At 71.9% G+C, this 14,201-nt stretch carries 12 protein-coding genes; 6 read left to right on the top strand and 6 right to left on the bottom strand.

What is annotated here, in order from left to right:
* Positions 1-145: 145 nt before the first annotated feature.
* The gene (locus ABT057_RS38030; protein ID WP_352348476.1) at positions 146-1,774 is read right to left on the bottom strand and encodes a monocarboxylic acid transporter; all 1,629 of its coding nucleotides are present in this window, start codon (positions 1,772-1,774) and stop codon (positions 146-148) included.
* Positions 1,771-2,127, bottom strand: coding sequence for a DUF485 domain-containing protein (locus ABT057_RS38025; protein ID WP_352348475.1), 357 nt, complete (start codon positions 2,125-2,127; stop codon positions 1,771-1,773). Before ABT057_RS38025 ends, ABT057_RS38030 begins: the two co-directional genes overlap by 4 nt.
* A 289-nt stretch (positions 2,128-2,416) precedes the next feature.
* Between ABT057_RS38025 and ABT057_RS38020 the strand changes: the two genes are divergently transcribed.
* Both ABT057_RS38020 and ABT057_RS38015 read left to right on the top strand, forming a co-directional pair.
* The gene (locus ABT057_RS38020) at positions 2,417-3,955 is read left to right on the top strand and encodes a S8 family serine peptidase (RefSeq protein WP_352348474.1); all 1,539 of its coding nucleotides are present in this window, start codon (positions 2,417-2,419) and stop codon (positions 3,953-3,955) included.
* A gap of 38 nt (positions 3,956-3,993) precedes the next feature.
* The gene (locus ABT057_RS38015; RefSeq protein WP_352348473.1) at positions 3,994-5,364 is read left to right on the top strand and encodes a CoA transferase; all 1,371 of its coding nucleotides are present in this window, start codon (positions 3,994-3,996) and stop codon (positions 5,362-5,364) included.
* A gap of 27 nt (positions 5,365-5,391) precedes the next feature.
* Here the strand turns inward: ABT057_RS38015 and ABT057_RS38010 are convergent, their stop codons facing one another.
* The 3 genes from ABT057_RS38010 to ABT057_RS38000 all read right to left on the bottom strand — a co-directional run bounded on the left by ABT057_RS38010 (position 5,392) and on the right by ABT057_RS38000 (position 7,860).
* Positions 5,392-6,072: a lysoplasmalogenase gene (locus ABT057_RS38010; RefSeq protein ID WP_352348472.1), complete on the bottom strand. Its 681-nt coding sequence runs from the start codon at positions 6,070-6,072 to the stop codon at positions 5,392-5,394.
* On the bottom strand, positions 6,069-6,959 hold the full coding sequence (locus ABT057_RS38005; protein WP_352348471.1) for a sterol desaturase family protein: 891 nt from the start codon (positions 6,957-6,959) through the stop codon (positions 6,069-6,071). Before ABT057_RS38005 ends, ABT057_RS38010 begins: the two co-directional genes overlap by 4 nt.
* A gap of 163 nt (positions 6,960-7,122) precedes the next feature.
* A complete protein-coding gene (locus tag ABT057_RS38000) occupies positions 7,123-7,860 on the bottom strand; it encodes a VIT1/CCC1 transporter family protein (RefSeq protein ID WP_352348470.1) in 738 nt (245 codons plus the stop codon).
* A gap of 147 nt (positions 7,861-8,007) precedes the next feature.
* On the opposite strand from ABT057_RS38000, the gene ABT057_RS37995 reads away from it, so the two are divergent.
* From ABT057_RS37995 to ABT057_RS37985, 3 genes are all read left to right on the top strand, one after another.
* On the top strand, positions 8,008-9,012 hold the full coding sequence (locus ABT057_RS37995; protein ID WP_352348469.1) for a DEDDh family exonuclease: 1,005 nt from the start codon (positions 8,008-8,010) through the stop codon (positions 9,010-9,012).
* 90 nt (positions 9,013-9,102) lie between these two features.
* Positions 9,103-9,336 carry a metallothionein gene (locus ABT057_RS37990; RefSeq protein ID WP_078633039.1) on the top strand — a complete coding sequence of 78 codons (234 nt, stop codon included), beginning with the start codon at positions 9,103-9,105 and terminating at the stop codon, positions 9,334-9,336.
* Positions 9,337-9,408: 72 nt separating this feature from the next.
* Positions 9,409-10,203 carry an SURF1 family cytochrome oxidase biogenesis protein gene (locus ABT057_RS37985; protein ID WP_352348468.1) on the top strand — a complete coding sequence of 265 codons (795 nt, stop codon included), beginning with the start codon at positions 9,409-9,411 and terminating at the stop codon, positions 10,201-10,203.
* 122 nt (positions 10,204-10,325) lie between these two features.
* On the opposite strand, the gene ABT057_RS37980 is transcribed toward ABT057_RS37985, so the two are convergent.
* Complete coding sequence (locus ABT057_RS37980) at positions 10,326-12,446, bottom strand: carbon starvation CstA family protein (protein ID WP_352348467.1); 2,121 nt, start codon at positions 12,444-12,446, stop codon at positions 10,326-10,328.
* Between the two features lie 195 nt (positions 12,447-12,641).
* On the opposite strand from ABT057_RS37980, the gene ABT057_RS37975 reads away from it, so the two are divergent.
* Complete coding sequence (locus tag ABT057_RS37975; RefSeq protein WP_352348466.1) at positions 12,642-14,198, top strand: sodium:solute symporter family protein; 1,557 nt, start codon at positions 12,642-12,644, stop codon at positions 14,196-14,198.
* Positions 14,199-14,201 lie beyond the last annotated feature (3 nt).

Raw genomic sequence — 14,201 nt, 5'->3', positions numbered from 1 at the left:
GGCCCCCTCCCTCGTAGCGGATCATCTGTTTCTTCCGTCACCTGCGAGCCTACGTGACGCCACTGACATCGACGGCGCCCCGTCCCGCCGGGCATGCCGCGGCCGCGTCGCGGGGAACTGCGACGCGGCCGCGGACCGGAGGGGGTCAGTGGGCTCCGGTGCCGGTCAGGGAGCGGACCTCCAGCTCGGCGTACTTGTCCTTGTCGGGCTCCTCCTTCGACAGAAGGGTGCCGACGATGCCGAGGAGGAAGCCGACGGGGATGGAGATGATGCCGGGGTTCTCCAGCGGGAACCAGTGGAAGTCGACGTCCGGGAACATCGAGGTGGGCTTGCCGGAGACGACCGGCGAGAACAGCACCAGGCCGACCGCCGTGACCAGGCCGCCGTAGATCGACCACAGGGCTCCGGAGGTGGTGAACCGCTTCCAGAACAGGCTGTAGAGGATGGTCGGGAGGTTGGCGGAGGCGGCGACCGCGAAGGCGAGGGCGACCAGGCCGGCGACGTTCAGGTCGCGGGCGAGGGCGCCCAGCAGGATGGAGACGGCGCCGATGCCGACGGTGGCCCAGCGGGCCGCGTTGATCTCCTGCTTCTCGGAGGCCTGCCCCTTCTTGATGACGTTGGCGTAGATGTCGTGGGCGAACGACGAGGACGAGGCCAGCGTGAGGCCGGCGACGACCGCGAGGATGGTGGCGAAGGCGACCGCGGAGATCGTGGCCAGCAGGACCGCGCCCCAGTTGGAGTCGACGCCGCCGAGGTGGAGGGCGAGCAGGGGGGCCGCCGTGTTGCCCGCCTTGTTGGACGCGACGATCTCGTCCGGCTTGATCAGCGCGGCGGCGCCGAAGCCGAGGGCGAGGGTCATCAGGTAGAAGGCGCCGATCAGGCCGATGGCCCAGATGACGGACTTACGGGCGGCCTTGGCGGTGGGGACGGTGTAGAAGCGGATCAGGATGTGCGGCAGGCCCGCGGTGCCCAGGACCAGGGCGATGCCGAGGGAGATGAAGTCCAGCTTGGTGGTGCCGGTGGCGCCGTACTTCAGGCCGGGCTCCAGGAAGGCCGTGCCCTTGCCGCTGTTGTCGGCGGCGGAGCCGAGCAGGTCGGAGACGTTGAAGTCGAACTTCAGCAGGACCAGGAAGGTGAGCAGGAGGGCGCCCGCGATGAGCAGGACCGCCTTGACCATCTGGACCCAGGTGGTGCCCTTCATGCCGCCGATCGTCACGTAGACGATCATCAGTACGCCGACCAGGGCGACGATGCCGATCTTGCCGCCGTCGCTGGTGATGCCGAGGAGCAGGGAGACCAGGACGCCGGCGCCGGCCATCTGGGCCAGCAGGTAGAAGATCGAGACCACGATGGTGGAGGTGCCTGCGGCGGTGCGGACGGGGCGCTGGCGCATCCGGTAGGCGAGGACGTCGCCCATCGTGTAGCGGCCGGAGTTGCGCAGCGGTTCGGCGACCAGGAGGAGGGCGACCAGCCAGGCGACGAGGAAGCCGATGGAGTACAGGAAGCCGTCGTAGCCGAAGAGGGCGATGGCGCCCGCGATGCCCAGGAACGACGCGGCGGACATGTAGTCGCCGGAGACGGCGAGACCGTTCTGGAAGCCGGTGAACTGACGGCCGCCCGCGTAGAAGTCGGCGGCGTCCTTGGTCTGGCGGCCGGCCCAGATGGTGATGACGAGGGTCGCCGCGACGAACACGGCGAAGAGTGTGATGATCAGAGTGCGGTGCTCGCTCGCCTCGCCTGCGGCGAGCAGGGCCGTGTGCTGTGCGGTGCTCATGCGCCGCCCTCCATCCGGGACTTGATGGCCTCGGCCTTGGGGTCGAGCTTGGCAGCGGCGGTGCGCGCGTACCACCAGGCGATGAGGAACGTGGTGAGGAACTGGGCGAGGCCCAGGGCGAGGGCGACGTTGATGTTGCCGACGAGCTTGGTGCCCATGAAGTCGCCCGCGTAGTTGGAGAGCAGGACGTACAGCAGGTACCAGGCGATGAAGGCGACGGTCAGCGGGAAGGCGAAGCCGCGGTAGGCGCCGCGCAGTTCACCGAATTCCGCGCTCTCCTGCACCGCGACGAACTCCTCGGTGGAGGGGAGTTGGGCTTGCGTTTTCGAGGGGGGCGGTGTCTCGGTGGCCACGGAGTCTCCTCGCGTTGCGGGTGGTGGGACGGTCGGGGGCACGATCGTGCACGGGCTCCCTTCCCAAGGGCACGGCGGCGCACTGCGGCGGGTTCAACCCGATCGGGTTCTTTCGCGGTCGACTTGCCGGACGTCCCGTGAGTCCGGGATGCACCGGAAGTCGTCGTCAAAGGTCATTGCTGGCCGGCGAGTCGGGGAGATAGCTTCGGCGCAGCACAACCCGTCATGTACCTGCCCAGACGCCACCTGCGTCCGGGCACGTCTCGTTTCCGGATGATGTGGAGACCCCATGGCTCATCTGCCTTCCAGACGCCGCCTCGCTCTCGCGGTGCCCGTCGTGCTGTCGCTGACCGCCTCCCTCGGCTTCCTGCCGACGGCCGCCTCGGCCGATCCCGTCACGGCGTCGGCCACGTCGGCCACCCGGACGGCCGAAGCCGGGACGCTGGCGTACGTCGTCAACACGAAGGTGGACCACCGCACGATCAAGTCGGTGAAGAAGGCGATCGCCACGGCCGGGGGCACCCTGGTCGCCTCGTACGACAGGATCGGGGTGCTCGTCGTCCACTCGGCGAACCCCGACTTCGGCGCGCAGATACGCGCGGTACGCGGGGTCCAGTCGGCGGGCGCGACGCGCACCGCGCCGCTGAGCCCGGCGGGGACCACCGACGAGGGAGCCGTGCAGGTCCTGTCGAAGGCGGAGGCCGCGAAGATCGAGAAGGCGTCCGACGCGGCGGGCCAGAGCGAGCCGCTCGAGGCCGACCAGTGGGACCTGCGGGCGATCGGCGCCGACAAGGCGGCCACGGTGAATCCGGGCAGCAAGCGGGTGACGGTCGCCGTGATCGACACCGGCGTCGACGACACCCACCCGGACCTCGCGGCGAACTTCTCCGCGTCCCAGTCCGCCAACTGCGTCGGCGGTGTCGCGGACACCAGCGAGGGAGCGTGGCGGCCGTACACCGCGGACGACTACCACGGCACCCATGTGGCCGGTGAGATAGCGGCGGCCCGCAACGGCATCGGCGTGGCCGGTGTCGCCCCCGGCGTGAAGGTCGCGGGCATCAAGGTGAGCGATCCGAAGGACGGCCTCTTCTACCCGGAGAACGTCGTCTGCGCGTTCGTGTTCGCCGCCGACCACGGCGTCGAGATCACGAACAACAGCTACTACGTTGATCCCTGGCTGTACAACTGCATGGACGACCCCGACCAGAAGGCCATTGTTGATTCGGTCAACAGGGCTCAGCTGTACGCCCAGCACAAGGGCACGCTGAACGTCGCCTCGGCGGGCAACTCCAACCACGACCTGGACGCCGACTCCCTCGTGGACTCCTCCAGCCCCGACGACTCCACTCCTGTGACGCGGACGGTCGACCCGCACGAGTGCTTCGACGTGCCGACCCAGCTGCCGGGCGTGGTCACGGTGAGCGCCACGGGCGTCAAGGGCACCAAGTCGTACTACTCCAGCTACGGCCTGGGCGCCGTGGACGTGGCGGCCCCGGGCGGCGACAAGTACCAGATCCCGGCCACCCCGTCGGCGAACGGCCGCATCCTGTCGACCCTGCCGAACAACACGTACGGCTTCCTCCAGGGCACGTCGATGGCCTCCCCGCACGTGGCCGGCGTGGCCGCGCTGCTGAAGTCCACGCACCCGTGGGCGTCGCCGGCGCAGCTGCAGCTGCTGCTCAAGGCGCAGGCCGACAACCCGGGCTGCCCGACCGAGCCGTACGACGGCGACGGCAACGGTGTGGTGGACGCGACCTGCGTGGGCGGCAAGCACGTCAACGGCTTCTTCGGGTACGGCATCGTGAACGCGCTGCGCGCCGTGAAGTAGATCCCATATTGATTGAGTCATGACTGCACAATGCAGTCATGACTTCCATCAAGTTCGGATGGTCGGAGCTGGGCGGTGATCCCGCCCGGCTCTCCCGCGTCTCGACCGTCGTCCGCGCGGACGCGCTGCCGGCGCGGCTGCCCGTGCGGGAGCTCGCGCGGTCCTGTGTGGGCGTGTGCGCGCTGGCCGGCGCGGAGCTGGCGGCGCGGCGGGCGGGACTGTCCCGGGTGCCCGGAGTGCGGGTGGACGACGGGGCGGTGGCGGCGGCCTTCACCAGCGAGCGGCAGTTGCTGGTCGACGGGCGGACGCCGGTGGTCTTCGCGCCGCTGTCCGGATTCTGGCGGACGGCCGACGGCTGGGTGCGCACGCACGCCAACTACCCGCACCACCGGGAGCGGCTGCTGAAGGCTCTGGGCGGCCTGCCGGAGGATCCGGCCGCCGTCGGAGCGGCCCTGGCCGAACGGTCCGCGCGGGAGGTCGAGGACGCGGTGTACGCGGCCGGCGGTCTGGCCGTCGCACTGCGTACGCCCGAGGAGTGGGCGGCACACGAGCAGGCGGCCGCGGTGGCCGCACGCCCCTTGATCGAGCGCGGCCGACTGGACGGGACACGCGCGCGTGCGCTCCCGCCGCTGCCGGGTGGTGCTCCCCTGCTGCCAGCCGCCGGGCTGCGCGTCCTGGACCTCACCCGGGTCCTCGCCGGGCCCGTCGCCACCCGCACACTCGCCCTGCTGGGCGCCGACGTCCTGCGGGTCGACGCGCCCCACCTGCCCGAACTCCCCGACCTGCACGCCGACACCGGTTTCGGGAAGCGTTCGGCCCAACTGGACCTGACCACCGACCGGGCCGCGTTCGAGGAACTCCTCGCGGCGGCGGACGTGGTGGTCACCGGCTACCGGCCCGGCGCACTCGACCGGTTCGGTCTCTCCCCCGAGGCGCTGGCCGAGCGCCGGCCCGGGCTGGTCGTGGCGCAGGTGTCGGCGTGGGGCGCGTACGGACCGTGGGGCGGGCGGCGCGGCTTCGACAGCCTCGTGCAGGCGGCCACGGGCATCGCGGCCCTCGAGGGGTCGGCCGAGCGGCCCGGCGCGCTGCCCGCGCAGGCCCTCGACCACGGCACCGGCCATCTGCTGGCGGCGGCCGTGCTGCGGGCGCTGACGGAGCAGTCGTACGACGGCGGGAGCCGGTCGGTACGAGTGGCGCTGGCGCGGACGGCGGCGTGGCTGACCGAGGGGGCGGTCGCGGCCGCCGAGGAGACCGACGGCGAGACCGCCGACGGCACCTGGCTCACGGAGACCGACAGCCCCCTGGGACGGCTGCGGTACGCCCGGCCGGCGGTGTCCTTCGAGGGCGGTCCCGGCGACTGGGCGCGGCCGCCCGGGCCCTGGGGGACGGATCCGGCGGGCTGGGCCTGAGCGCCGTTCACCCGCGCCACGACCTCCTCAAGGGGTGGTCGAGCGCGCTTCCTGGTACGACGCCGTGGGCGCCGCCCGCTCACCGAGGGTGCCCCGGACCAGCAGGAACTGGGCCGCGGCGTAGGTGAGCATGATCCACAGGTCGGGGCGCGGCGGCTGCGGCCGGTCGGCGACGCCAGTCGCGATGAGGGTGTCGGAGAGCAGGAACAGCAGACCGCCGGCGCCGGCGGTCGGGCCGAGCCGGACGGCGGCGGTGCAGGCCATCGCCGTGAGAAGAGTGCTGTAGCCGGCGACGGGGAGACGGAGTTCCGGCGGGAGGCCGGACCACAGGAGGGCGACGGTGGCGATGAGGGCGATGGCGTAGCAGGGGGCGAGGAGCGCGGCGGCACGCACACGTGGACGCCTGTTCTCCACGGATCCGGCTCTCAGGAACAGGACGAGGTAGCAGACGTGCCCGGCGGCGAAGGAGGCCATGCCGGCGAGGAAGGCGGGGTCCGCGCCGGAGAGGAGCAGCACGTCGCCGCCCCAGCCGCAGAGCAGGGCGGCGATGAGCGGCGGGGGTGCGCCGCGGGAGGCGGCCCAGGCGGCGAGGAGGGGCATGAGCAGGGGTTTGGCGGCGGTGTGACCCGGGGCGAAGCCGGCCGCGAGGGAGAGGAGGTCGGCGGCGGTGGCGAGGCCGAAGGCGAGGAGCAGGGGGCGGGATCTCACGCGGCTGTGCTCTCCTCGACGGGTGCCGGTCCGGAGGCGGGCGTGGACGCGGAATCGGAAGCGGGCTGCCATCCCGGCCCGCGGAACACCCGCCCTGCCCGCTCACGCCAACCGTTCGCCGCCTTGATGTCCTTGACGATCGCGACGTACTCATGGGTGGCGACCTTGATCGGGTTGAACGTGTTGATGTTCTTCGTCAACCCGTAGACGGGCCGTTCGGTCTCCGCGACGAAGGACCCGAAGAGGCGGTCCCAGAGGATGAGGATGCCGCCGAAGTTGCGGTCCAGGTAGCCGCCCTGGGAGGCGTGGTGCACGCGGTGGTGGGAGGGCGTGTTGAACACGGACTCGAACCACCGGGGCATCCGGTCGATCCGCTCGGTGTGGATCCAGAACTGGTACACGAGGTTCGCGGAGGAGCAGAACGCGAGCGCGGCCGGGTGCACGCCAAGGGCGACGAGGGGGACGTAGAACGGCCAGACGGTGAGGGTGGTCCAGGGCTGGCGCAGGGCGGTGGTGAGGTTGAACCTGCGGCTGGAGTGGTGGACGACATGGCAGGCCCACAGGACGCGGACGACGTGGTGGCCGCGGTGGGACCAGTAGTAGAAGAAGTCCTGCGCGAGCAGCATGAGCGGAACGGTCCACCACAGGACGGGGACCCGGAGGGGCGTCAGCTCGTAGAGCGCGGTGTGGATCGCGACGATCGGGATCTTCCAGAGGAAGTCGAAGACGAGGCTCCCGAGCCCCATGCCGACGCTCGTCGCGGCATCCTTCGCCTCGTATCCGGCCGCGTTCTCGTCCGGATGGATCCGGACACTGATCATCTCGACCACGGTGAGCAGCACGAAGGCGGGTATCGACCACAGCACGACATCGGGCAGGTTCGGCATGGGGGCACCGTAGAACCGCTGGTGAGCCGCGACCAGACGTTGTTACCCACAAGTATTACCGGGGGTATGCGCTTGCTTCTTGGCGATCTCCGCCAAAGACCGTGCCGGAAACCCTCCGGCCGGGCCGGCGCGGAGGAGCACACCCCCTTCCGCCCGGAGCGCCTCACACCCCCGCCGCCCCCAGCAGAGCCCCCACCGCGTAGGTCACCCCCATCGCCAGCGCGCCGCCCCCCACGTTCCGCAGCACCGCCCGGCCCGTCGCCGCCGCTCCCAGGCGGGCGCTGCTCCAGCCCGTGCCGGCCAGGGCCACCAGGACCGACACGACCGTCACCGGAAGGCGCCAGCCGGGCGGGGGCAGCACGATGGCCAGGAGGGGGAGGAGGGCGCCCGCCGTGAAGGCGAGGAAGCTCGCCCAGGCCGCGTGCCATGGGTTGGTGAGGTCGTCGGGGTCGATGCCGAGCTCCACGCGCGCGTGGGCCCGCAGGGCGTCGCGTTCGGTGAGCTGGACGGCGGCCTCCCGCGCCACCTCCCGGGTCAGGCCGCGCTCCTCCAACAGTTCCGTCAGTTCCTCCAGTTCGGCCTGCGGTTGCTCGCGCAGCTCCCGGCGCTCCAGGGCGAGAGCGGCCTTCTCGGAGTCCCGCTGGGTCGACACCGACACGTACTCCCCCGCCGCCATGGACATCGACCCCGCGAGCAGACCGGCGAGGCCGGCTGTCAGCAGTGCCGAGCGGTCGTCCGTCGCGCCGGCCACGCCGACGACCAGACCTGCGGTGGAGACGATGCCGTCGTTGGCGCCGAGGACCGCGGCGCGCAGCCAGTTCAGGCGGGAGCCGAGCGAGCCCTCGTGGGCCTCGCCGTGCCCGGCAACGCCGCTGGGTGGTTCCGATTGAGGTTCCGTCACATGACGGAGAATGGCAGGCGGCGCGGCGGCCGGGTCGCACCGACGCTCGACTCGGGGTGAACTCCCGTGCGAGGCACAGGCCTTCCGGCGGGCGCTCTCCCCGGCTCCCCCGCGCGGTGTCGGCGGTGCCCCGTATCCTCAATGACCATGCTCGCAGACCGCACGACGACAGCGTCGTCCCCCACGGAGTGGCCGACCGCGTATCCCAGGGGATACGCGGTCGTTGACGTGGAGACCACCGGACTGGCCCGGGACGACCGGATCGTCTCCGCCGCCGTGTACCGGCTGGACGGGCGCGGTGAGGTCGAGGACCACTGGTACACGCTGGTCAATCCGGAGCGGGATCCGGGTCCGGTGTGGATCCACGGGCTGACCAGTGAGGTGCTGGCGGGAGCGCCGCTGTTCCGGGAGGTCGCCGAGGAGTTCGCGACGCGGCTGGCGGGCCGGGTGCTCGTCGCGCACAACGCGGTCTTCGACTGGCAGATGATCGCGCGGGAGTACGCGCGCGCGGAGCGCGAGGCACCGGTGAAGCAGCGGCTGTGCACCATCGCGCTCTCCAAGGAGCTGCGGCTGCCGCTGCCCAACCACAAGCTGGAGTCGCTGGCCGCCCACTTCGGTGTCGTACAGCGGCGGGCGCATCACGCGCTGGACGACGCGCGGGTCCTCGCGGAGGCGTTCCGGCCGAGCCTGCGGGCCGCGGCCGCGGGCGGGGTCCGGCTGCCGCTGCACGAGTGCCGGCCGCTGACGGAGTGGAACGACCGGCCCGCACCCCTCATCGGACAGCAGCCGAGCGGTCCGGGCGTCGGCGGTCACGGCGGCTACCGCCCGGGCGGTTGGCGGCCGTCGCGCAAGCGGCCCGCCTGCCCGTATCCCAATCCCGGGCGGTACGAGGACGGCAGGAGGCTCAAGCAGGGCATGCGGGTCGCCTTCTCGGGCGACACCTCCGTCGACCGGGAACTGCTGGAGGACCGCGCGACCGAGGCGGGGCTGCATGTGGCGACCAGCATCTCGCGGCTGACCAGCCTGCTCGTCACCAACGACCCGGACTCCGGCACGTCGAAGGTGCTGAAGGCGCGGCAGTACGGGACGCCGGTCCTGGACGAGGCCGCCTTCGGGCAGCTCCTGAGGGATGTCGAGCCCGCGGACGGGTGAGCGGGACGCAGCCGTACGTACGGGTGATTGGCGGGCGACTCGCCCGCCCGCCGCTCGCCCGCGCCGGGGTGACGGCTCACCCTGTGGCGCATGGCGAGATGCGAAGTCTGCGGCAATGACTACGGAATGACCTTCGAGGTGCACGCCCAGGGGGCGGTGCACGTCTTCGACTGCTTCTCCTGTGCGATCCATCGCATGGCCCCGATCTGCGAGCACTGCCGGGTGCAGATCATCGGCCAGGGCGTGGAGGTCGAGGGGCACTGGTACTGCGGCGCCCACTGCGCGCGGGCGGAGGGGAGGGCGGGGATCGTCGACCGGGTCTGAGCCCACCGGGTCCGAACTCACCCGGGTACCCCCTCCGGCGGCACCCCGCGACCCGGGAGGTACGGTCGTGGGGTGTACCGCTTCCTGTTGTCCCGGCAGTGGGTGATCCTCACGCTGGTCGCCCTCCTCCTGATCCCCACGATGATCCGGCTGGGCTTCTGGCAGATGCACCGCTACGAAGAGCGCACCGCGCGCAACCAGCTGGTGTCCGACGCGCTGTCCGCCAAGCCGGTGCCCGTGGAGCGGCTGACGTCCCCCGGGCACACCGTCACCCGCGGCGAGCGGTACCGCGGGGTGACCGCGACCGGCACCTTCGACACCGCGCACGAGGTCGTCGTACGGCGCCGGGTCAACTCCGACGAGACGGTCGGCTTCCACGTCCTCACCCCGCTGGTCCTCACGGACGGCAAGGTCGTGCTGGTCAACCGGGGCTGGATCCCCGCGAACGGGCCGAGCCAGACCGCGTTCCCGAAGATCCCCGCGCCGCCGGCCGGCAAGGTCACCGTCACCGGGCGGCTGATGCCCGACGAGACGACCGCGGCCAGCGGCATCAAGGACCTCAAGGGGCTGCCCGACCGGCAGATCATGCTGATCAACAGCGAGGAGCAGGCCAGGCGGCTCGGCGCCGAGGTGCTCGGCGGCTATGTCGCGCAGACGGCGCCCGAGCCGAAGGGGGACTCCCCGGAGCTGGTCGGGGCGCCCGGCAGCGAGGACGCCGCGCTGAACTACGCGTACGCCATCCAGTGGTGGCTGTTCGCCGCCGGGGTTCCCTTCGGGTGGGTCGTGCAGGCCCGGCGGGAGGCCCGGGACCGGGCGCAGGCGGCGGCGAAGGAAACGGAACAGGCCGAGGAGCCCGCGCCGGTGTAGCCGGCGTCAACAGCAGCGCGACTGCGGGCGCTCCGCCCTGTACGAGTTCTGCTGCGCGGCCTGCAGCGCCTCCCACTCCCGCAGGTACCACCGCGCCAGCCGGGCCCAGCGGCGCGCCCGCCTCATGCCGCCACGTCGATCCGGGACTCGACGAACGGCGCCTCGGTCGTCGGGAGCGGGACCGGGGAGCGCAGTGCCCGGGCGCAGACCACGGCCGCGTTCGCGATCACCACGGCGACCAGCAGCAGGAACACCGCGATCAGGACGCCGTCCACGGTGGAGTTGGTGACCACCGTGTGCATGTCGGCCGGTGACTTCGCGGGCGGCAGGACCTGGCCGGCGTCGAGGGCGTCGGCGTACTTCGCGCGCTGGGCGAAGAAGCCGATCCTGGGGTCGTCGGAGAAGATCTTCTGCCAGCCGGCGGTGAAGGTGATCGCGACCACCCAGGCCAGCGGGACGCCCGTCACCCAGGCCCAGCGCAGCCGCCCGGACTTGACCAGCACCGTGGTGCAGACGGTCAGGGCGATGGCGGCGAGCAGCTGGTTGGCGATGCCGAAGAGCGGGAAGAGCTGGTTGATCCCGCCGAGGGGGTCGGTGGCGCCGCTGTGGAGGAAGTAGCCCCAGGCCGCGACGACCAGGCCGCTGCACAGCCAGATGCCGGGCTTCCAGTTGACGCGGCCGATCGGCTTGAAGACGTTGCCCAGCATGTCCTGGAGCATGAAGCGGCCGACCCGGGTGCCCGCGTCCACGGTGGTCAGGATGAACAGGGCCTCGAACATGATCGCGAAGTGGTACCAGAAGGCCTTCATCGCGGTGCCGCCGAAGATGCCGGAGAAGATCTCCGACATACCGACGGCGAGCGTCGGGGCGCCCCCGGAGCGGGCGATCAGGGTCTGTTCCTCGACCGCCTCGGCGGCGTGGGTGAGCTGGTCGGGGGTGATGGTGAAGCCGAGGCCCGCCACCGCGTGGGACGCGGACTGGGCGGTCGCGCCCAGCAGGCCCGCCGGTGCGTTCATCGCGTAGTACAGGCCCGGCTCCAGGGTGGCCGCGGCGATCAGCGCCATGATCGCGACGAAGGACTCCATCAGCATCGCGCCGTAGCCGATCAGCCGGACCTGGGACTCCTTCTGGATCAGCTTCGGGGTCGTGCCCGAGGAGACCAGCGCGTGGAAGCCGGACAGCGCGCCGCAGGCGATGGTGATGAAGAGGAACGGGAAGAGGGAGCCGGCGAAGACCGGGCCCGCGCCCGAGGTCGCGAAGTCGCTCACCGCGTCCGCCCGCAGGACGGGCGCGGCCACGACGACCCCGACCGCCAGCAGCGCGATCGTACCGATCTTCATGAAGGTGGAGAGGTAGTCGCGCGGGGCGAGGAGCATCCACACGGGCAGGACGGAGGCGACGAAGCCGTAGCCGATCAGACAGAAGACGAGGGCCGTGGGGGTGAGGGTGAAGGTGTCGGCGAGGGACGAGTTCTGGATCCAGCCGCCGCCCACGATCGCGAGCAGCAGCAGTGCCACGCCGATGAAGCTGGTCTCCACGACCCGGCCGGGGCGGATGCGGTGCAGCCAGAAGCCCATGAACAGGGCGATGGGCACGGTCATCGCGACCGAGAAGGTGCCCCACGGCGAGTGGGCGAGGGCGTTCACCACGACCAGCGCCAGCACGCCCAGCAGGATGATCATGATGGCGAACACGGCGATCAGCGCCGCGGCCCCGCCCGCCCGGCCGATCTCCTCCCGGGCCAGCTGCCCGAGCGACCTGCCGTCCCGGCGCATGGAGAGGAAGAGGACGACCATGTCCTGCACGGCCCCGGCGAAGACGACCCCGGCGACGATCCACAGGGTGCCGGGGAGATATCCCATCTGGGCCGCGAGCACCGGCCCGACCAGGGGTCCGGCGCCGGCGATCGCGGCGAAGTGGTGGCCGAGCAGCACCCGGCGGTCGGTGGGCTGGAAGTCGACGCCGTCCTCGAGGCGTTCGGCGGGGGTGGCCCGGCGGTCGTCCGGCCTCAGTACGCGCCGGACGATGAAACGGGCGTAGAAGCGGTAGGCGACGGCGTACGAGCCGAGGGCCGCGACCACCAGCCAGACCGCGGAGATCCGCTCGCCCCGGGCGAGGGCGAGGACGCCCCAGGCCACGGCCCCGAGCAGGGAGACCATGGTCCACAGCAGGACCGACTTCGGTGACATTCGTGACTTTTGTGGCGCCGGGCGGCCGGTTTCGGGCAGGGCTGACACAGACATGGCGACTCCGGGATCGACGACGGAGATCAGCGATGGCGGCTCTCCCGCTCGCTGTCGGTCTGTGCAAGAGTTGCCCACCCCTCGCAACCGGTTGACAGCGGATTTCCAGAGGATTCCCCGCCGATTCCCGTCAACCGAACCGGCCGTCCGCGCAACTGACCGGTGAGGGCTCAGGCACACCAAAGGCGGTGACCCATGGCCGACGGCGCCATGACGACGACGTTCCTCGCCGTGATCGGCGGGGCGTCGCTGCTCGCCGTGACCGCACGCCGGCTGCGCCCCACCGACCGGCTGCCCGCGCTGGAGGGCTGGGCGCTCGCGGACCGCTCCCTCGGCCCGGTGTGGACCTGGCTGCTGCTCGGCGGCACGATCTTCACCGCGTACACCTTCACCGCCGTACCGGGACTGGCGTACGGCAACGGCGCGCCCGCGTTCTTCGCGGTGCCGTACACGGTGGTGGTCTGCCCGCTGGCCTTCGTCCTGCTGAGCCGGCTGTGGGAGGTGGCCCGGCGCAAGGGGTACGTCACCGCCGCCGACTTCGTGCGGGGGCGGTACGGGTCGCCGCCGCTGGCCCTGGTCGTGGCGCTGACCGGGATCCTCGCGACGATGCCGTACCTGGCGCTGCAACTGCTCGGGATACGGGCGGTGCTGACCGCGGGGGGCGTGTACCCGCGGGGCGCGGCCGGGGACCTGGTGATGGTGGCGCTGTTCGCGGGGCTCGCCGTGGCCACGTACCGGCACGGGCTGCGGGCGCCGACGGTCATCTCGGCGCTGAAGGCGGTCGCCGTGTTCGTGTCGCTGACCGCGGTGTGCTGGCTGGTGTTCCAGCGCCTCGGCGGACCGGGGCCGGTCTTCGAGGGCGCCGCCCGGCGGCTCGGCGGGACGGACGTGGCCCACTCCCCGCTGACGCTGACCCCGGCGCAGCGGCCCGCGTACGCCACGCTCGCCCTCGGTTCGGCGCTCGCGCTGCTGATGTACCCGCATGTGCTCACCGCCGCGTTCGCCGCGGACGGGCCGCGCACCCTGCGCAAGGTGGCGGTGGCGCTGCCCGCGTGGACGGGGCTGCTCGCTCTCTTCGGCTTCCTGGGCGTCGCGGCGCTCGCGGCGGGCGTGCGCGCTCCGGCGGGGGGCGCCGAGGCGGCCGTACCGATGCTGGTGGACCGGCTGATGCCGGCGGCGCTGGCCGGGCTGGTGTTCGCGGCGATCACGGTGGGCGCGCTGGTGCCGGCCGCCGTGATGTCGATCGCGGCCGCGACGAGCTTCGTGCGCAACGTGTACGTCGAGTACGTACAGCCGACGGCCACGCCGAAGCGGCAGGTGCGCATCGCCAGGGCGGTGTCGCTGACCGCGAAGGTGGGCGCGGTGGCGTTCGTGTTCGGACTGCGCGACCAGGACGCCGTCAACCTGCAGCTGCTCGGCGGGGTGTGGATCCTGCAGATCTTCCCGGCGGTCGCCGTCGGGCTGTTCACCGGGCGGCTGCATCCGCGGGCCCTGCTCGCCGGGTGGGCCGTCGGGATGGCGGCCGGGACCGTCCTGGTCGTCCGCGAGGGGTTCTCGTCCATCGTGGCCCTGGGGTTCGGGCCGCTGGAGATCTACGCCGGGCTGGTGGCCCTGCTGCTCAACCTGATCGTCGCGGTGGCCGGCACCGCGGCCCTGGACCGCCTCGGTGTCCCGCGCGGCGCCGACACCACCGACCTGCCCTCCCGCCTGACCGTCAGGCGGCCCCGTGAGACGGGAGCGAACAAGCCGTGAGAC

This window comes from Streptomyces sp. NPDC002588, from assembly GCF_040295925.1.
GTDB lineage: Bacteria > Actinomycetota > Actinomycetes > Streptomycetales > Streptomycetaceae > Streptomyces.
The sequence above is the reverse complement of the archived record's forward strand: the minus strand, read 5'-3'. Positions and strand labels throughout refer to the sequence as shown.

Bases quoted from the DNA above. Each gene is read 5' to 3' on its own strand.
- ABT057_RS38030 (WP_352348476.1), bottom strand. From the start codon at position 1,774: ATGAGCACCGCACAGCACACGGCCCTGCTCGCCGCAGGCGAGGCGAGC.
- ABT057_RS38020 (WP_352348474.1), top strand. From the start codon at position 2,417: ATGGCTCATCTGCCTTCCAGACGCCGCCTCGCTCTCGCGGTGCCCGTC.
- ABT057_RS38015 (WP_352348473.1), top strand. From the start codon at position 3,994: ATGACTTCCATCAAGTTCGGATGGTCGGAGCTGGGCGGTGATCCCGCC.
- ABT057_RS38005 (WP_352348471.1), bottom strand. From the start codon at position 6,959: ATGCCGAACCTGCCCGATGTCGTGCTGTGGTCGATACCCGCCTTCGTG.
- ABT057_RS37995 (WP_352348469.1), top strand. From the start codon at position 8,008: ATGCTCGCAGACCGCACGACGACAGCGTCGTCCCCCACGGAGTGGCCG.
- ABT057_RS37990 (WP_078633039.1), top strand. From the start codon at position 9,103: ATGGCGAGATGCGAAGTCTGCGGCAATGACTACGGAATGACCTTCGAG.
- ABT057_RS37980 (WP_352348467.1), bottom strand. From the start codon at position 12,446: ATGTCTGTGTCAGCCCTGCCCGAAACCGGCCGCCCGGCGCCACAAAAG.
- ABT057_RS37975 (WP_352348466.1), top strand. From the start codon at position 12,642: ATGGCCGACGGCGCCATGACGACGACGTTCCTCGCCGTGATCGGCGGG.